This window comes from Priestia megaterium, assembly GCF_041941685.1.
Taxonomy (GTDB): Bacteria; Bacillota; Bacilli; order Bacillales; family Bacillaceae_H; genus Priestia; species Priestia megaterium_C.
Genome location: NZ_CP130958.1, coordinates 423,639 through 441,563 on the forward strand (window position 1 = coordinate 423,639; position 17,925 = coordinate 441,563).

Genomic DNA, 17,925 nt, shown 5'->3' on the forward strand with positions numbered 1-17,925 from the left:
CAGCTTTTAAGTACAAGATATATTTACTGTAGAATTACTTAGTATTGTTGTAATAAACGGTAACTACTTGTGGTTAAAGAGGAACTATTCGACTCAAAATCGTGTTCCTTCGGGAGTGTCGGTTCGACCCCGACCATCGGTACTTTAGCTTTACTTGACAGGATGATTCCTGTTTTTATTTTTACTTATCGGTCGACAAATTTTGATAATATTTGCGGGTGTAGTTTAGTGGTAAAACCTCAGCCTTCCAAGCTGATGTCGTGAGTTCGATTCTCATCACCCGCTCCATACATATTGTTATCACAACGCAGTGTCTCGCTTTCAAAGCCGAGATGTTGCGTTTTTTATTTTTAGCGTAAATATAGCGTCTATCTTTTCAAGATAGACGCTATATTTACGTACATCAGTTAATGACTTGATAGGTTGCTTCGCCGCCGTGAATTTGAATGAACATGTCACTTAGGGATTTAGTTAGTTTATAAGCCTGTTCTTCTGAAAGTGAAGGCTTTAAATAAATGAACTGTACAGCTTGTGTTGTCTTTTCAGTTACGTACGCTCGGTTAGAATCGACATAAGGGCTTCCGAAAGCTCCTAGGGCATCTTTTGAAATGATTTTATTTTCTAAAGAAATATTACGTTCATTTAGAGCTTCATAAGACTCTTCTTTTTTACCGATAGTAAATTCGATGGGGTCTTCTAAATTAGAGGAATCATAAATTCCAATTGGGACTTCATATTGCAATGAAAAAAAGTTATTAATGTCCACAGCAGAATTGATAGAAGGCAAATACGTTTGTTTTCCTATTCTTCTAATTAAAGCTTCTATAGAAGGACGGTATTTACTTGGATCAGTTCCAAATGTTTTGAAAAGCTTTCTCCACTCGCTAACACCTTCGAATTCTGTTACTTTTTTTGACTCAAGGTCGAAATAAATGGATTCTTGAAAGAGGCGCAAACGTCCTTTTAGCATTTGAGGAGAATCACCAACTTCAATATTTTTATACTGAATGATTCCCATTTTAAAAGAAGGGCAAAGCTGTTTAATAGCGGGCGATAATGTAAAGTTCATTTTTTTGATCCTTTCTATTATAATTAGTATTTGTTCGTTTATAGATACCATCCTATCATTTCATTGAGTGAGAAAACAGTTCAATGCATGAATATATAGAATTTCTTAGAAAGGAGGCCATTACTCACTATGAATGCGTATCAGTTGAAGGAAGAAATTATTTCATACAGCAAAGAGATTGGAATCGATAAGATTGGATTTGCGAGTGCTTCTATGTTTGATGAGTTAAAGAATCGATTGTTAGCACAGCAAGAGTTAGGTTATGCTTCAGGCTTTGAAGAACCTGATATTAAAAAGAGAATAGATCCCACATTAGTTGTTCCAAAAGCTAGATCTATTATTTCAATTGCACTTGCATATCCTTCTAAATTAAAGGATGCACCAAAGAGCACAAAGGAAGATCGCCGAGGAATCTTTTGCCGTGCTTCTTGGGGGCAAGATTATCATACGGTTCTACGTGATAGGCTTCAAAAGCTTGAAACCTTCATAAAAGAAAAAGTACCTGCAGCTATCCTTCAATCGATGGTAGACACAGGCGAGCTGTCGGACCGAGCTGTAGCAGAAAGAGCTGGTATTGGCTGGAGCGGTAAGAACTGTGCCATTATTACACCTGAATTCGGTTCCTACGTGTATTTAGGAGAAATGATTACAGATATCCCGTTTCCTCCTGATAAACCGATAGAGGAAGGTTGTGGTACTTGTAATAAGTGCGTTGATGCGTGTCCTACAGGTGCGCTTGTAACAGGCGGTCAGCTGAATTCGCAGCGATGCATCGCCTTTTTAACCCAAACAAAAGGATTTTTAGCTGAAGAATTTCGAAGTAAATTAGGCAATCGTTTATATGGCTGTGATACATGTCAAACTGTGTGCCCTGAAAATAAAGGAAAAGACTTTCATTATCACCCTGAGATGGAGCCTGACCCAGAACTTGCGAAGCCTAAATTAAAACCGCTCTTAACGATGAGTAATCGTGAGTTCAAAGAGAAATTTGGACATGTTTCAGGGTCTTGGAGAGGGAAAAAGCCAATTCAGCGTAATGCCATTATTGCACTGGCCCATTTTAAAGATCAAACCGCCGTTCCAGATTTAATTGAGTTAATTAAAAATGACGTTCGCCCTGTCATTCGAGGAACAGCGGCATGGGCGTTAGGCAAAATTGGCGATAAAGAAGCGTTAGATACACTTATGAACTTAAGAGAACAAGAAAAGGACCAAGAAGTAATTGAAGAAATGTCAAAAGGTATAGAGATGCTTCAAGAGATCTAAACCGTATTTTTATTGATAAAGTTAGCTAATGAGTCATAGCGTATAATAAACGCTTAGAAAAGTGGTGACATTATGCTAACAAAAAGGAATGTATTATATACTTTAGTTAAAGCACGTGCGGACAGCTATGTAAAAGGTGAGCTGCATGAAGACTTCAAGCCTTTCATTGAACAGCAGTGTGAGCTAAAGCGGTCTCTTATAAAAAAAAGAGAAGTTGATGTTTTAAAATGTAATATGAAAGGTTCTATTCAATCTGCTCATACGGATCAGGAAGAAACTAGAGTATTATATAAGGTGCACATTCAAGCATTTTTAAAACAAAACGATTTTTTCTATATAGAAGAAGAAATTGAAGATCGTTTAGCTCTTTTTTATAAAGATACGCTTATTCAAGATGAGCTGCTGGTAAAGGACTTTTCTGAAGATGAGGTTGAAATGGATGTAGAAGAAGTAGAGGAAGACGAAGAAAGAGCCTCTTATTATGATCGTCTTGCGGCTGTTCAGTATGCAGAAAAATATTGGGATAAACCTAATGAAAGTTATAAGCAGTTTGAGGTAAACTGCACCAACTATATTTCACAGTGTTTGCATGCAGGAAAGGCGCCGATGCGGGGATATCCTAAAAAAGCAAACGGATGGTGGATGAGAGGGAACGCCTGGAGCTATAGCTGGGCAGTTGCTCATTCCATGCACAGCTATTTAAGTAACTCCAAATCAGGACTTCGGGCTGTGAGGAAATCTTCAGCAAGCGAACTTGTCCCGGGAGACGTTATCTGCTACGATTTTGAAGGAGATGGAAGATGGAATCATACGACGATTGTTGTAGCAAAAGACGGTCACGCTATGCCTCTTGTGAATGCAAACACGTATAATAGTCGAATGAGATATTGGGCTTATGAAGATTCAACGGCTTACACGCCAAAGATTAAGTATGATTTTTTCCATATCGTTGATCGGTAACACTTTCGTTTTAGCAAGTTAGTGGTATAATGATGAATAGATTTGTTAGCAGAGGTGAAAATTTGTGGGAGTACACGTAGTGTTATTTCAACCAGAAATTCCAGCAAATACAGGAAATATTGCGCGAACATGTGCAGCAACAAATACGACGCTGCATTTAGTTCGGCCGTTAGGCTTTTCAACAGATGATAAAATGTTAAAGCGAGCTGGATTGGATTACTGGGAATTTGTAAATGTGGTGTATCATGATTCATTAGAAGAAGTATTCGAAAAGTATCCTGAAGCAGGTTTCTACTTCATCACAAAATTTGGTCAGCAGCCACATACAACATTTGATTATAGTGACTTAGAGCAGGATCATTTCTTCGTATTTGGAAGAGAAACAAAGGGTCTGCCAAAGCACATTATTGAAGAGAACATGGAAAGATGTCTTCGTTTACCGATGACAGAAAATGTTCGTTCTTTAAATTTATCTAATACAGCCGCTATTTTAATCTATGAAGCGCTGCGTCAACAAAATTATGCTGGTTTATCTTAAGTAAAAAGCGAGGTTCAAATTTTATTGAACCTCGCTTTTTTATTTATGTCGACGATGATATGTAGTGGTTATTTTTTAACGCCCGGTTTATCATTGTATCCCGCTCTGAAGATGGATGCTAAAAAAGCAATTGTTACTCCTAATACTAAAAGTAAGCGCATTGATTTTCCTCCTCAATCTAATTAAAAGGATTATACAGCTACTGCAGTTAAAACCGACTTCCGATATCTCATGATGATAATAATGACAAAATAACTCTTCTAGAGACATAAGTTCTCTAACAAAGTTTAACCGTTCCTTCTTACTCTTTTATTATAGCTAATAAATACTTCACTGTGAATGCTTAGCAAGGACAAATTTCTGAATTTTACAATTTAAAAAGCATGTTCAAACATTTTGCTGCATAGATTGTATTAATCTTGTTCACTAGCACCATAACTAGTAGGGGAGGTCCTTTAATGGATATATTAAAGAAAGTTGAAAGATACCGCGAAGAAGAGAATCGTCTTAAGTGGGAAGGGACATTTGAAGAGTACCTAAAGCTGATTAAAGATGAGCCTTTAATTGCTCAGCCTGCACACTCTAGAGTATACAACATGATAAAGGATGCAGGAATTGAAGAGGTAAATGGTAAAAGACATTATAAATTTTTCAGTGGACAAATGTTTGGACTTGAAGATTCGCTAGAACGCTTGGTGGAAGAATATTTTCATCCAGCTGCAAAGCGTTTAGATGTTCGTAAACGTATTTTACTTTTAATGGGTCCAGTAAGTGGTGGTAAATCGACGCTAGTGACCATGTTAAAAAGAGGGCTTGAAGCTTATTCGCTTACTGATCGAGGAGCTGTTTACGCTATTAAAGGATGCCCAATGCATGAAGATCCGCTGCATTTAATTCCACATCATTTACGTAAAGACTTCTTTGAAGAGTATGGTATCCGAATCGAAGGAAACTTATCTCCTTTAAATACAATGCGATTAGAGGAAGAGTATGGCGGCAGAATTGAAGACGTCATTATCGAACGCATTTTCTTCTCAGAGGACAAACGAACTGGAATTGGAACGTTCAGTCCTTCTGATCCGAAATCTCAAGACATTGCCGACCTAACAGGAAGCATTGACTTTTCAACAATTGCAGAGTATGGATCTGAGTCAGATCCGCGTGCTTACCGCTTTGACGGAGAGCTTAATAAAGCAAACCGGGGAATGATGGAGTTCCAGGAGATGTTAAAATGTGATGAGAAATTTTTATGGCATTTACTCTCTTTAACCCAAGAAGGAAACTTTAAAGCAGGAAGATTTGCTTTAATTAGTGCAGATGAATTAATCGTAGCGCATACAAATGAAACAGAGTATCGCTCGTTTATTTCCAATAAGAAAAATGAAGCTTTGCATTCGCGAATTATTGTAATGCCTGTTCCATATAACTTAAAAGTGAGTGATGAGGAAAAAATTTATGACAAAATGATTCGTGAAAGTGACGTATCAGATGTTCATATTGCCCCTCATACGTTACGTATTGCGTCTATCTTTACTACATTAACGAGATTAAAAGAGCCTAAAAAAGGCGATATCGATTTATTAAAGAAAATGCGCCTATACGACGGTCAATCTGTAGAAGGCTATAACGATGCAGACGTAGAAGAGTTACAAAAAGAGTATACGGATGAAGGAATGAGCGGTATTGATCCTCGTTATGTCATTAATCGCATTTCATCTACCATCATTCGAAAAGATATTAAATCAATCAATGCATTAGATGTACTGCGTTCATTGAAAGAAGGGTTAGCACAGCATGCGTCTATTTCTGCTGAGGATCGAGAGCGTTACCTGAATTATATTTCTCTGGCGCGTAAAGAATATGATGAAATTGCTAAAAAAGAAGTGCAAAAAGCTTTCGTTTATTCGTATGAAGAGTCCGCTAAAACATTAATGGATAATTATTTAGATAATGTCGAAGCATACTGCAACAAAAATAAGCTTCGTGATCCGCTAACAGGAGAAGAGTTAAATCCAGATGACAAATTAATGCGTTCAATTGAAGAACAAATTGGTATTTCAGAAAATGCAAAAAAAGCATTCCGCGAAGAAATCTTAATTCGTATTTCGGCTTATGCACGTAAAGGAAAACGATTTGATTATAATTCCCATGAGCGCTTACGCGAAGCGATTCAGAAAAAATTGTTTGCGGATTTAAAAGACGTAGTGAAAATTACAACGTCCACTAAAACACCAGATGAGCAGCAGCTGAAGAAAGTAAATGAAGTAGTGGCTCGATTGATTGATGAGCATGGATACAATTCAGTATCTGCTAATGAACTGCTGCGCTATGTAGGAAGTTTGTTAAATCGATAACTCAGTACTAACAAGAAAACATGGCACTTCCGATCTGTGCCATGTTTTTCTTATCTCTTAAAATAAACTCTGCATAATTAGGCTAATGTGTAGTACGCATTGCACTTAACCATCATATGATAAGTCATAAACATATACATGACACTAGACACTATAAAATGAATAGTTAATAGTGAAAGAATTAGTTAGCAAGTATACCATTCTTGCGCATAGGATAAGAGTAACCAACCTTTGAACTAAAGGTATTTGTCAGAAACTTTCGGTATAGCTTATGCATGCCGAGTAAAAATGTGCAGGTGTTTTTTAAATAAGGAGGGGAATAGCGTGGGAAAAGAAGTAGATAAAAGTTTTGCTGTCTCAAAAGAAGACTGGTCCCTCCATCGTAAAGGCCACGATGATCAAAAAAGACATCAAGAAAAAATTAAAGAAGCAATTAGAAATAATTTACCGGATTTAATTACAGAAGAAAATATCGTGATGTCCAATGGAAGAGAAGTTGTTAAAATTCCGATCAAATCATTGGATGAATATCGAATTCGGTACAATTATGATAAAAACAAACATGTGGGTCAAGGTGATGGAGACAGTAAAGTTGGGGATGTAGTAGCACGTGATGGATCTGCTGGAGATGGTCAAAAAGGAGCAGGGAAAGGTCAAGGAGCAGGTGACCAGGCTGGAGAAGACTACTTTGAAGCAGAAGTGTCTCTTATGGAGCTTCAAGAGGCCTTATTTGCTCAATTAGAACTGCCTAATCTTCAGCGAAAAGAATCTGATCAAATTGTTGTGGAACACATTGAATTTAATGATATACGACGTACAGGTTTGATGGGGAATATTGATAAAAAACGAACGATGATGAGCGCTTATAAGCGAAATGCAATGACAGGAAAGGCTGCTTTTCATCCTATTTATCCGGAGGATTTAAAATTCAAAACGTGGAATGAAGTTATAAAGCCAGAATCGAAAGCAGTCGTCTTAGCTATGATGGATACGAGCGGTTCGATGGGCATATGGGAAAAGTATATGGCAAGAAGCTTTTTCTTTTGGATGACACGCTTTTTACGTACGAAATATGAAACAGTGGAAATTGAATTTATTGCGCATCATACAGAGGCGAAAGTAGTATCAGAAGAAGACTTTTTCTCTAAAGGAGAAAGCGGAGGAACCATCTGTTCATCTGCTTACCGAAAAGCGCTTGAATTAATTAACCAAAAGTATGATCCGAGCCGCTATAATATTTACCCGTTTCATTTTTCAGATGGCGATAACTTAACTTCAGATAACGCAAGGTGTGTAAAGTTAGTAAATGAATTAATGAAAGTGTCAAATATGTTTGGATATGGGGAAGTGAATCAGTACAATCGACATTCCACTTTAATGTCTGCTTACAAAAATATTCAAGACGAAAGTTTTAGACACTTTATTTTAAAACAAAAATCAGACGTTTTTCACGCGATGAAAAGCTTTTTTAGAAAAGAAACAGAAGACCAGAAATATGCTTAACCTAAAAGGCCTAGACTTGTTATCTAGGTCTTTTTTATGCGGTTTATTCAGCGCTTCTTTGGAGATAGTAAAAGTACGACTTTATCCAAAAGGAGAATAAGTGAATGAACGAAAATATAAAGAGCGAAATGCAAAAACATCAACAAAATCAGCGGTTGAACGCAGCTGAGTTAGGTTACTTATGGGCGCAATATTTAGGCGATACGCTGTATGTATGTGTTCTTGGGTATTTTCTATCTGTTGTAAAAGATGCCGAGATTAAGGAGCTCTTAAAAAAAGCCCATCAGATTTCACAAACTCATGTAGACGAATTGACGGAATTATTCAGTTCGGAAAAAATTCCAATACCAGTAGGTTTTGGGGAACAAGATGTGAACAAAGGAGTTCCTGCTTTATTTGATGATATTTTTATGGCTATTTATGTAAATGAAATGGCAATTGGAGGTATGAAGAAATATGCCAGAGCCCTAAGCGCAGTGAGAAGGCAAGATATTTATGATCACCTGTCTCGATGTGTAAAAGAAAGCGACAGTCTTTTAGAGGATTCTAACCACGTTATTTTAAGAAAAAGCATGCTGATGAGACCTCCGGTTATTCCTTATCCGGTAAAAGTGAATTTTGTGGACCAGAAAACGTTTATATCACCATTTTTCTCTCAAATGCATCCTCTAACTTCTTTGGAGGTTACGGCTATTCAAGAAATTGTTAATACAAATGTATTAGGTAAAACGCTGATGCTGGCATTTAGTCAAGTAGCTACCACACAAAAATTACGCTCTTATTTTTTTGATGGAGTTAAACTTGCGAGTAAGCAAATCAAGCAATTCACTGAGTTATTGTCTGAAGCTGACCTACCAAGTCCGCGTCTGCTTGATGCATATGTAACCAACTCAACGATTTCACCGTTTTCAGATAAACTGATGATGTATTATACTTCCACAGCGGTGACAATCGCTATTGATAACTGTGGTGCTGGCTTGTCTATGTCGTTCCGTTCGGATGTCGCAGTAGAATTTTCTCAGCTAATCGGGCGTATAGGGAAGTATGGAAAAGATGGAATTCGGATTATGATTGAGCAAGGTTGGATGGAAGAACCTCCAATGGCAACAGACCGTAAGAAGTTGGCGGAGAAATAATAAGGAGTATGTTGTAGATTATCATTAATTTTGCGGTACCGAAACATATATAGCTAAGTGAAAATAGATTGCTCTAGACCCACTTGAATGAGCAGTGATAAGATAAAAAAGCTGATTTTTCAAGAAGTAAGTCGAGGTGTGCAAATGAACAACAGTATAAGGGAGTCCATTGCGAAAAAAGTAGCATGGATTAGCGTATGGAGCAACATTGCCCTTACGCTAGGAAAAGTAATAGTAGGATGGATTGGAAATAGTGATGCTGTATTTGCTGATGGTATTCACTCTGCAGCGGACGTATTTGCCTCTATTATTGTCTTGTTGGTTATACGAGTAGCAAATAAACCAGCAGATGATGACCATCCATATGGACATGGAAAAGCAGAAGTGATTGTCTCAGGAATCGTAGGAATTATTTTATTGCTTGTATCATTTTATGTGGTATTTGAAGGAGTCGTTGGTTTATTCCATCCGGTCGAATCTCCAAATATTTTAGCCATGTGGATTGCTGTTATTTCATACATAGCAAAGGTATTGTTGTACCGTTATTCTTTAAACGTAGCGAAGCAGCACCACAGTAAGGCAATTGAGGCAATTGCCTTTGATCATAAAGCAGATATTGTTGCTTCTATTGCAGCGGCAATTGGTGTTTTATTATCGATTATTGGTGATAAAATGGATGTTCAACTGCTGTTATACGGAGATAAAATAGCAAGTATCTTTGTTGCTTGTTTAATTTTTAACATTGCCAGACAAATGATGGGAGAGTCTTTTCAAATCTTAATGGAAGGCAATATTGATGAAGAGCTACTGAAAGAACTTGAAGAAAGCATTTATGAATTTGAAGATGTGAAGCGGATTGATCGCGTTCGAGCAAGAGAACATGGCCATTACATATTAGTAGATGTACGTATTTCAATTGACCACTTTAAAACAATTAAGGAAGGTCATGATTTAGGACGAGAAATAAAAGCAACACTTATGAAAAAGCATGATAATATTCAGGAAGTATTAATCCATTTGAATCCTTATTATCCAGACTAAATAAGAAGCAGCGAATTGTTATATCGCTGCTTCTTATTATTTATAGATGTAAAAATTAGTGAAATAAGTATAATAAAATAATGAGGTTTTATAATCAAAAATGTATAAGGATTCTTATTTTTTACTTATAAAGAATCAAGTTTAATAAAATTGTATAAAAGGGAATTGTATTTATTTATTGATGTGATAGGATAAAAAAGCATGTAAATGCATTCACTACGAATGAAAGCAGTGGACGGGTACATATAGATAATAATAAATGGTTTTGGGAGTCAAAGAAGGTGATGTTGAAGTGAATGTAAGCATCAGGTCAATCGTTAAAAAAGTCATGTTCGTTCTATTTATTGCGTATACGGCAGTGGTCATTTATGCTACTCTCATACGGGAAAACGAACATGTTTACGGAAAAGCAATGAACTTGGATTTATTTAGCACGATCCGTCTGATGTGGGACAGCGGGAATATAATGCTCACTCTGACAAATATACTGGGGAATATCGTGATGTTTGCGCCGCTTGGAATGTTTATTCCTTTGTTTATGAAGTGGTTTGACGGTTTTATTCAAGTGTTTACGACGGGTTTCTTAATCAGTTTTCTGATTGAAATTTTACAGTACAAGCTAACGGAACGAGTATTTGATATTGATGATATCTTTTTGAATACGCTAGGTACATTTATAGGCTGGGTTATTATTAAAATACTATATTGGATTAAGAACATGCTGAAAGCACGTTTCAAAAAAAGATGAAATTGAGAGACGTAACGAAATCAATCCAATATAAAGACGAACAAATGGGATAAATGAGCTAGTATGGATAGCTTGTTACATCGCGGTTGATTTCCGTGCAAGATTTCGCTTTCTGCGGGCGGCCGGTGAGTCTCCTCGTCGCTTACGCTCCTGCGAGGTCTCACTTATTCCGCTTTTCCCGCAAGAGTCTTCGCCTTGCCTTCCAATCAACCGCTAGAAATAACTACATGCATGAAATCTACGTTCACCCTACCAATGAAAAAATCCGAGCGAGCTGGATTCTTAATCAAGAATTCAACTCGTTCGGATTTTTCTTCAACTAAAATACTTTTGGCTCAGCCTCTGCTTCTTGTTGATAGAAACACTTAATGCAGCGTCTTACGGAAGAATGTGAGGATTCAACGATAATGTGCTGACAATTTTGCTGAACAAATAATAACTTTCTTTCAAGCTGCTTAATTTGTTCTTTAAGCTGTTCTACTTCATTATTGATAGATATTTGAACCACTGTTAACAAACTCTTTAGCTTTTTCTTTCATTCCTTCTTTTCTTACTTCGTTTACATCTTTTTCATTTTCTTGAGCCATGTTACGAATATCTTGAGAAATACGCATCGAACAGAATTTAGGTCCACACATTGAACAGAAATGGGCTGTTTTAGCACCTTCAGCGGGAAGTGTTTCATCATGATATTCTTTTGCGCGCTCTGGATCTAGTGACAGGTTAAATTGATCATTCCATCTAAATTCAAATCTTGCTTTAGACAGCGCGTTATCGCGTTTTTGTGCTCCTGGATGGCCTTTTGCTAGGTCAGCGGCATGCGCAGCAATTTTATAGGTGATAACCCCTTCTCGAACGTCTTCTTTATTCGGCAGACCTAAATGTTCTTTTGGGGTTACGTAGCAAAGCATAGCTGTCCCAAACCAGCCAATCATTGCAGCTCCAATACCTGATGTAATATGGTCATAGCCTGGAGCGATGTCGGTTGTAAGCGGTCCAAGAGTATAGAAGGGAGCTTCTTGGCATATTTCCATTTGTTTATCTACGTTTTCTTTGATGAGGTGCATAGGGACATGTCCAGGACCTTCAATCATAACTTGAACATCGTGTTTCCAAGCAATTTTAGTTAATTCACCAAGCGTTTCTAATTCACCGAACTGTGCCTCATCATTAGCATCTGCAATGGAACCAGGACGTAGCCCATCGCCAAGCGAAATAGAAATATCGTATGCTTTACAGATTTCACAGATTTCTTCAAAGCGAGTATATAAAAAGTTCTCTTCATGATGAGCTAAACACCACTGCGCCAAGATGGATCCTCCGCGTGAAACAATACCTGTCGTACGTTTCGCTGTCAGAGGAATATAGCGTAAAAGAACACCTGCGTGAATAGTAAAGTAATCAACACCTTGTTCTGCTTGTTCAATTAATGTATCGCGATATGCTTCCCACGTTAGATCTTCTGCTACGCCTTTTACTTTTTCAAGCGCTTGGTAAATAGGAACGGTCCCTACAGGAACAGGCGAGTTGCGGATAATCCATTCGCGCGTTGTGTGGATATCCTTTCCTGTTGATAAATCCATAATTGTATCGGCTCCCCAACGCGTTGCCCATGTCATTTTTTCTACTTCATCTTCAATAGCTGAACGAATAGCTGAATTTCCGATATTAGCATTAATTTTCACGTGGAATTTGCGGCCGATAATCATCGGTTCGCTCTCAGGGTGATTGATATTATTAGGGATAATGGCACGTCCTCTTGCTACTTCTTCACGCACGACTTCAGGATCCATCTGTTCACGAATAGCGATAAATTCCATTTCGGGTGTGATGATTCCTTTTTTCGCATAGTGCATTTGCGTTACATTTTGATTTTTTTTCGCGCGCAAAGGTAAACGATTAGTGATAAAGCGCTCGTACTGATCTCTTGGATCACCATCATAATAACCGTTATCCTGTGGCTGAACCGTACGGCCTTGATATGTTTCTACATCGTTTCGTTCTGCAATCCACTTTTCGCGCAGAGCCGGTAATCCTTTTTGTAAATTAATTTCATAACAGGGATCTGTATAAACACCGCTCGTGTCGTATACACGTACGGGACTATTTTCTTCTTCACCAAAAGATCCTGTAGTAGGAGACTGATGAATTTCACGCATAGGCACTTTAAGGTCTTCTCTGGATCCTTGGACATATACTTTGTGACTGTTTGGAAAAGGCTTTTTCATAGAAACTGATACATTTTGTTTTGACATTACATATTCCTCCGGTTTCGCATAAAGTGTAGCTATACCGAACCATAAAAAAATCGGATTCTGTGATAGACAGAACCCGATGGAATAGGCGAAAAAAGAATAAACATATACTATTCTTTTCAAGACTACTTCCCTCCGCTGGTATAACCCAAATCAGGTTCAAAGGGTTAAAGAGTTTTATTGCACTCTTCTCTCAGTCTGAGCTATCAGACACCCCTAGTAGAAATAACATTCAAATTATTCAATTTACGACTTAAGTTTACCATCATTCGGTAAAAAATCAACCCTTAAATAAAAAAAGCTAGACAATTAACGTTGTCTAGCAACATCGATTGCAATCACAATAGCTGTAATAATGTGCATGATAAACCCTAAAAATGGAATCCAAGCAACCAGTGAAGTAACAATCCCTAGTATGTTTCCATACGCCGATAACCCTCGTCTATTAGCTAAAATGAGTGTGATAGCATGAAGAATAAATCCAATAAAAAGAGGAGTATAACTAAAGCCAATAACAATCCCCGCGCCAATTAAAGGAATTCCCAGCAAGGCTTCATACCCAGCAGTGACCCATTTCATTGTACGTACATTTCCATTCATAGTAAAAAGCCTCCTAAAAAAGATACTACTATATACGAGAAAAGAGAGAAAAAAGTTTCAAATTACTTAGGGGATATGTCGTATAAGCAAGCACTAGTTGATTAAAATGATAGATGACAGTAAAGGGGATGGAAAAAACATAATGATTTAGTCATTTTTTCACACTAAAGAAAAATAGTCTAGATGATTCATTTTTAGCTAAGGGACCGGAATTTATACCGAACATAGTGACTACTTTCTAAAATAAATAAAAGCTGATATCGTGTTTTTTGATTATAGCATGTAAGGTTTTTATTACAAATTATTAAAGATTCTTATCTTTTTGCAAATACACATTGTATTTCATAGTTTTAACAATTATGATAAAAAAGCAAGTGTCAAAATAGGAAAATAGTTGAGCATGTAAAACGAAGCGATAAGCTTATTAATTTGAAAGAAAGGCAAGGTACATAGCTTTATGTGGGAAATTATTGTAGCAATCATTTTAGGGATTGTAGAAGGTTTAACAGAGTTTGCTCCTGTTTCGTCAACTGGGCATATGATTATTGTGGATGACCTGTGGTTAAATTCAAAAGAATTATTTTCATCTCCAGTAGCTAATACATTTAAAATTGTTATTCAGCTAGGGTCGATCTTAGCAGTAGTAGTTATTTTTAAAGATCGTTTTATTAATTTATTAGGATTGGGAAAAAAGCCAGCTGCTCCAATTGGACCGACAAATCGCTTGAATTTAATGCAGGTAATTGTTGGTCTGTTACCCGCAGGAGTGTTAGGACTTTTGTTTGATGATTACATTGATGAACATTTGTTTTCTTTAAATACGGTGCTAATTGGCTTAGTGGTCGGAGCTGTATTAATGATTCTAGCAGATTTGTTTGGACCTAAACGTCCGCGTGTAGAAACGGTGGACCAAATGTCTTATGGACAAGCACTGGGTATAGGGCTGTTTCAATGTATTGCTCTTTGGCCAGGTTTTTCTCGTTCAGGCTCAACGATTTCAGGAGGGGTTCTTCTTGGAATGAGCCATAAGGCAGCCGCAGATTTTACATTTATTATGGCAGTGCCAATCATGGCAGGAGCAAGTGGACTTTCATTGGTTAAAAACTGGCAGTATTTCACATCAGATGCACTACCGTTTTTTATTGCTGGTTTTATCAGCGCCTTTATTTTTGCGCTGGTATCTATTCGCTTTTTCCTGAAATTAATTAATCGTATCAAATTAGTACCATTTGCACTATATCGAATTGTTTTAGCAGCTATTCTATATTTTGTATTTTTATAAAATAAACACGCGTGTTCTTTAGCCCCTTAAACTTCTAATAGAGACTCAAAGAGCAAGAAAAAGCTATTGCAATGTTGCAATAGCTTTTTTACATAAATATATATTGTCGCCTTTTGAAAGCGTTTTATAAACATGGGTATTGACAAAACGTGTCGAAAAATAGTAAATTAATATTTGTGCAGTATAAAGTTAAGTAAAAGTAAGACTTCTGTTTAGTTTTATTGACTGTAAAAAACGTATGACAACGTATAGATCGTTTTAATTTTATAAAAACTGAATAATAAGCTTAATCGTATAGAGCGGGGGAATCATTATCGGCAGTAAAGCTGCCTTGGGGTGAATCCTTACAAAAGGTAGGAAACTCTCAATTCCGAATCCGACAGTTAACCCCGTTTGCTTTATTGAGAGAAAGAGCCCAAAATAGCGTAAGTAAAAGGCTGTTCTTTCTTAAGAATAGTCTTTTTTTGTTTTTTCAGAAAAATATATACAAATGTCATACATCTTTGGGGAGGTACATCTATGAAAAAAATTCGTTTTGGTTTGGCTACGCAGATTTTTACCGGATTAATCCTCGGTGTTCTTGTAGGGGTAATTTGGTTTAACGATCCGCGTGTAGTAACATACCTACAGCCGCTAGGAGACCTATTTTTAAGATTAATTAAGATGATTGTTATTCCAATTGTTATCTCAAGCTTAGTCGTTGGAGTTGCAGGAGCAGGGAGCGGTAAACAGGTTGGAAAGCTCGGCGTTAAAACAATTCTCTATTTTGAAATTATTACGACTTTTGCAATTATAATCGGTGTATTGGTTGCTAATATTTTTCATCCTGGGCAAGGTGTAGACATTCATTCAGCACAGAAGAGTGATATTTCACAATACGTTGAAACATCCAAACAGCAAGAAGGAAAGTCAGTGGCTGAAACTTTCTTACACATTGTTCCAACAAACTTTTTCCAGTCAATTGTTGAAGGAGACATGCTAGCAATTATCTTCTTTACAGTGTTATTTGCACTTGGAGTAGCGGCAATTGGGGAAAGAGGAAAGCCAGTTGTACAATTCTTCGACGGCGTTTCTCACGCAATGTTTCACGTGGTAAACCTTGTAATGAAAGTGGCTCCAATTGGTGTATTTGCTTTAATTGGTGTAACAGTTTCAAAATTCGGCTTAGAGTCACTCCTTTCATTAGGAAAGCTTGTTATCTTAGTTTACTTAGCGTTAATTTTCTTCCTACTCGTTGTATTAGGAGGAATCGCGAAATGGGCAGGAATTAACATTTTCCACTTATTCCGCTATATGAAAGATGAACTGTTGTTAGCATACAGTACATCTAGTTCTGAGACAGTTCTTCCGCGTATTATGGAAAAACTTGAAAAGATGGGCTGTCCAAAAGCTATCGTATCGTTCGTTGTACCAATTGGTTATACATTTAACCTAGATGGTTCCGTTCTTTATCAAGCGATTGCAGCGTTATTCTTAGCGCAGGTGTACGGTATTGATTTAACGATCGTTCAACAGCTGACGCTCATTCTTGTATTGATGGTTACATCTAAAGGAATGGCTGCCGTGCCAGGAACATCATTTGTTGTATTACTGGCTACTCTTGGAACAATCGGCGTTCCGGCAGAAGGATTAGCCTTCATTGCTGGAGTAGACAGAATCATGGATATGGCACGTACGGTTGTTAACTTAGTAGGAAACACACTAGCAGCAATTGTGATGTCTAAATCTGAAGGCAAATTTGACCCTAAAAAAGGTACAGAGGTCATGAGAGCCGGCTAATTTATAAATTAAAAAGCTACTTATTCTATTCAAAAAATTAGAATAAGTAGCTTTTTTCATAATAATTCCTTTATTATTATGGAAATTGACCCTATAATATGTAACATCAGGTATAAATATATCCAAATTTTATTCTTACATAAAAGCAGTCACTGGTTCCTTTCTTTATCAATAAATATAGAGATAGCTTAGCTAGTTGGGGGATAGTAGAGTATGTGGAAAAAGCGAATATGGGTCATCGCCTCGATAGTAATCGTATGTTTGTTAATCCCTTACAGTTTACCGATTGTGTTTGCTTTATTAACAGCATTAGCGCTTGAGGGTATTGTTCAGAAATTGCATCAATCTTTTAAAATGAAGAGAGTCTATGCAGTGCTTATGACCTTCATTTTATATGTTGTTTCGCTTATACTTATTGGATTTTTTATTGTTCGAACAATCGTTACGCAAGTGGTTGCTCTTTCAAAAATAGCGCCTTCCTTTGTAAAAGAAATCTATGAAACCGCGATTTATCCAACTATTATTAAGTGGAAATACTATTCAAACGCTCTTCCTACAGAAGTGATTTCTTCTATCGAGCGCACGCTTGAAAAAACCGTAAATTCATTAGATTCTCTATTAAAAAGTACCGTAGAAATCATCATTAGCTTTGCCGCTACTGTTCCTGGGTTTCTATTAGAGTTTCTTATTTATTTAGTAGCGCTTGTATTTATCAGCCTTGAGCTGCCTGCTATTAAAAATAAAATTAAGTCATTTTTAACAGAAGAAACGAAATATAAGCTACAAGTTGTCATTACTCAGCTTATCCAAGCGGGGGTTGGTTTTATCAAGGCACAAATTATCTTAAGTGTCATGACGTTTGTAATGGCTTATGTAGGGCTTTGGCTATTAGATGTTCCGTATACCGCGCTTCTTAGTTTATTAATTGTGATTGTCGATATCTTACCAATCCTTGGGACAGGCTCAGTGCTCGTTCCATGGGGGATTTTTGCTCTTACTCAAGGGCATGACTCATTAGCAATCGGCTTATTTATTCTATTTGGAGTCATTACAGTAGTAAGGCGTGTAGTAGAACCAAAAGTATTTTCTACAAATATGGGTATTTCACCTTTGGCTGCACTAGTTAGTTTGTACATTGGATTTAAACTTTTAGGCTTTGTCGGATTATTTTTAGGACCGGCTTTAGTTATTTTATACGATGCTCTTCGTAAAGTAGGTATTATTCAAATTAACTTTAAACTATAAAAGCGCTGGATAAAACTAGCGCTTTTTTTTATTGAAACTTTTGTAGTACGTAATACGTAAAGAGGGAAAGGAAAAAACTATGCCGCGTTGGTTTTTATCTATCAATCGGCTAAACTATAGTTTTGCAGTCTTAGATTCAATGACATGAG

General features: G+C 37.0%; 16 protein-coding genes, 1 tRNA gene and 2 riboswitches. Of the genes, 12 read left to right on the forward strand and 5 right to left on the reverse strand.

The genetic code is table 11. From position 1 onward, the window contains the following. Positions 1 to 214 precede the first annotated feature (214 nt). Positions 215 to 288: transfer RNA gene (locus Q5794_RS02350), tRNA-Gly, on the forward strand. A gap of 115 nt (positions 289 to 403) precedes the next feature. Here Q5794_RS02350 and Q5794_RS02355 read toward each other — a convergent pair. Beyond that, complete coding sequence (locus Q5794_RS02355) at positions 404 to 1,069, reverse strand: B3/4 domain-containing protein (RefSeq protein WP_214987554.1); 666 nt, start codon at positions 1,067 to 1,069, stop codon at positions 404 to 406. A 129-nt stretch (positions 1,070 to 1,198) separates the two neighbouring features. Here Q5794_RS02355 and queG point away from each other — a divergent pair, with 129 nt between their 5' ends. The 8 genes from queG (at position 1,199) to Q5794_RS02395 (ending at position 10,615) form a co-directional block, all read left to right on the forward strand. Then, positions 1,199 to 2,335 (forward strand): tRNA epoxyqueuosine(34) reductase QueG, encoded by a 1,137-nt coding sequence (gene queG / locus Q5794_RS02360; protein ID WP_374988651.1) that lies wholly within the window; start codon positions 1,199 to 1,201, stop codon positions 2,333 to 2,335. Positions 2,336 to 2,407: 72 nt separating this feature from the next. Next, positions 2,408 to 3,295 (forward strand): amidase domain-containing protein, encoded by an 888-nt coding sequence (locus tag Q5794_RS02365; RefSeq protein ID WP_192998407.1) that lies wholly within the window; start codon positions 2,408 to 2,410, stop codon positions 3,293 to 3,295. A gap of 64 nt (positions 3,296 to 3,359) precedes the next feature. After that, on the forward strand, positions 3,360 to 3,833 hold the full coding sequence (gene trmL / locus Q5794_RS02370) for a tRNA (uridine(34)/cytosine(34)/5-carboxymethylaminomethyluridine(34)-2'-O)-methyltransferase TrmL (RefSeq protein ID WP_016762878.1): 474 nt from the start codon (positions 3,360 to 3,362) through the stop codon (positions 3,831 to 3,833). Positions 3,834 to 4,291: 458 nt separating this feature from the next. Then, a complete protein-coding gene (locus Q5794_RS02375) occupies positions 4,292 to 6,187 on the forward strand; it encodes a PrkA family serine protein kinase (RefSeq protein WP_013055179.1) in 1,896 nt (631 codons plus the stop codon). Positions 6,188 to 6,475: 288 nt separating this feature from the next. Further along, on the forward strand, positions 6,476 to 7,690 hold the full coding sequence (yhbH, locus tag Q5794_RS02380) for a sporulation protein YhbH (protein WP_374988652.1): 1,215 nt from the start codon (positions 6,476 to 6,478) through the stop codon (positions 7,688 to 7,690). A 104-nt stretch (positions 7,691 to 7,794) separates the two neighbouring features. After that, positions 7,795 to 8,826 (forward strand): DUF3231 family protein, encoded by a 1,032-nt coding sequence (locus tag Q5794_RS02385; protein WP_374988653.1) that lies wholly within the window; start codon positions 7,795 to 7,797, stop codon positions 8,824 to 8,826. Positions 8,827 to 8,970: 144 nt separating this feature from the next. Then, positions 8,971 to 9,867 (forward strand): cation diffusion facilitator family transporter, encoded by an 897-nt coding sequence (locus Q5794_RS02390; RefSeq protein ID WP_057243342.1) that lies wholly within the window; start codon positions 8,971 to 8,973, stop codon positions 9,865 to 9,867. A gap of 292 nt (positions 9,868 to 10,159) precedes the next feature. Continuing rightward, entirely contained in the window at positions 10,160 to 10,615 is a 456-nt protein-coding gene (locus Q5794_RS02395; protein WP_235568873.1) for a VanZ family protein, read from the forward strand. 75 nt (positions 10,616 to 10,690) lie between these two features. Here the strand turns inward: Q5794_RS02395 and Q5794_RS02400 are convergent, their stop codons facing one another. From Q5794_RS02400 to Q5794_RS02415, 4 genes are all read right to left on the reverse strand, one after another. Further along, complete coding sequence (locus Q5794_RS02400) at positions 10,691 to 10,825, reverse strand: hypothetical protein (RefSeq protein ID WP_268575898.1); 135 nt, start codon at positions 10,823 to 10,825, stop codon at positions 10,691 to 10,693. 109 nt (positions 10,826 to 10,934) lie between these two features. Continuing rightward, a complete protein-coding gene (locus Q5794_RS02405; RefSeq protein ID WP_028410320.1) occupies positions 10,935 to 11,123 on the reverse strand; it encodes a hypothetical protein in 189 nt (62 codons plus the stop codon). Next, positions 11,101 to 12,870, reverse strand: coding sequence for a phosphomethylpyrimidine synthase ThiC (gene thiC, locus Q5794_RS02410; protein WP_016762883.1), 1,770 nt, complete (start codon positions 12,868 to 12,870; stop codon positions 11,101 to 11,103). Before thiC ends, Q5794_RS02405 begins: the two co-directional genes overlap by 23 nt. A 113-nt stretch (positions 12,871 to 12,983) precedes the next feature. Then, positions 12,984 to 13,098, reverse strand: a riboswitch (TPP riboswitch). Between the two features lie 81 nt (positions 13,099 to 13,179). Beyond that, positions 13,180 to 13,470 (reverse strand): hypothetical protein, encoded by a 291-nt coding sequence (locus Q5794_RS02415; protein WP_374988654.1) that lies wholly within the window; start codon positions 13,468 to 13,470, stop codon positions 13,180 to 13,182. Between the two features lie 457 nt (positions 13,471 to 13,927). Here Q5794_RS02415 and Q5794_RS02420 point away from each other — a divergent pair, with 457 nt between their 5' ends. The 3 genes from Q5794_RS02420 (at position 13,928) to ytvI (ending at position 17,776) form a co-directional block, all read left to right on the forward strand. Continuing rightward, positions 13,928 to 14,752, forward strand: coding sequence for an undecaprenyl-diphosphate phosphatase (locus tag Q5794_RS02420; protein WP_013055186.1), 825 nt, complete (start codon positions 13,928 to 13,930; stop codon positions 14,750 to 14,752). A gap of 273 nt (positions 14,753 to 15,025) precedes the next feature. Continuing rightward, a riboswitch (cyclic di-AMP (ydaO/yuaA leader) is annotated at positions 15,026 to 15,165 on the forward strand. 106 nt (positions 15,166 to 15,271) lie between these two features. Beyond that, entirely contained in the window at positions 15,272 to 16,531 is a 1,260-nt protein-coding gene (locus tag Q5794_RS02425; protein ID WP_025753247.1) for a cation:dicarboxylate symporter family transporter, read from the forward strand. A 213-nt stretch (positions 16,532 to 16,744) separates the two neighbouring features. Continuing rightward, entirely contained in the window at positions 16,745 to 17,776 is a 1,032-nt protein-coding gene (gene ytvI / locus Q5794_RS02430; protein ID WP_013055188.1) for a sporulation integral membrane protein YtvI, read from the forward strand. Positions 17,777 to 17,925 lie beyond the last annotated feature (149 nt).

What these genes read in the sequence shown, in the direction of transcription:
- Q5794_RS02355 (WP_214987554.1), bottom strand. Translation starts at nt 1,069, where the DNA reads ATGAACTTTACATTATCGCCCGCTATTAAACAGCTTTGCCCTTCTTTT.
- queG (WP_374988651.1), top strand. Translation starts at nt 1,199, where the DNA reads ATGAATGCGTATCAGTTGAAGGAAGAAATTATTTCATACAGCAAAGAG.
- Q5794_RS02365 (WP_192998407.1), top strand. Translation starts at nt 2,408, where the DNA reads ATGCTAACAAAAAGGAATGTATTATATACTTTAGTTAAAGCACGTGCG.
- Q5794_RS02375 (WP_013055179.1), top strand. Translation starts at nt 4,292, where the DNA reads ATGGATATATTAAAGAAAGTTGAAAGATACCGCGAAGAAGAGAATCGT.
- yhbH (WP_374988652.1), top strand. Translation starts at nt 6,476, where the DNA reads ATGTGCAGGTGTTTTTTAAATAAGGAGGGGAATAGCGTGGGAAAAGAA.
- Q5794_RS02385 (WP_374988653.1), top strand. Translation starts at nt 7,795, where the DNA reads ATGAACGAAAATATAAAGAGCGAAATGCAAAAACATCAACAAAATCAG.
- Q5794_RS02390 (WP_057243342.1), top strand. Translation starts at nt 8,971, where the DNA reads ATGAACAACAGTATAAGGGAGTCCATTGCGAAAAAAGTAGCATGGATT.
- thiC (WP_016762883.1), bottom strand. Translation starts at nt 12,870, where the DNA reads ATGTCAAAACAAAATGTATCAGTTTCTATGAAAAAGCCTTTTCCAAAC.
- Q5794_RS02415 (WP_374988654.1), bottom strand. Translation starts at nt 13,470, where the DNA reads ATGAATGGAAATGTACGTACAATGAAATGGGTCACTGCTGGGTATGAA.
- Q5794_RS02420 (WP_013055186.1), top strand. Translation starts at nt 13,928, where the DNA reads ATGTGGGAAATTATTGTAGCAATCATTTTAGGGATTGTAGAAGGTTTA.
- Q5794_RS02425 (WP_025753247.1), top strand. Translation starts at nt 15,272, where the DNA reads ATGAAAAAAATTCGTTTTGGTTTGGCTACGCAGATTTTTACCGGATTA.
- ytvI (WP_013055188.1), top strand. Translation starts at nt 16,745, where the DNA reads ATGTGGAAAAAGCGAATATGGGTCATCGCCTCGATAGTAATCGTATGT.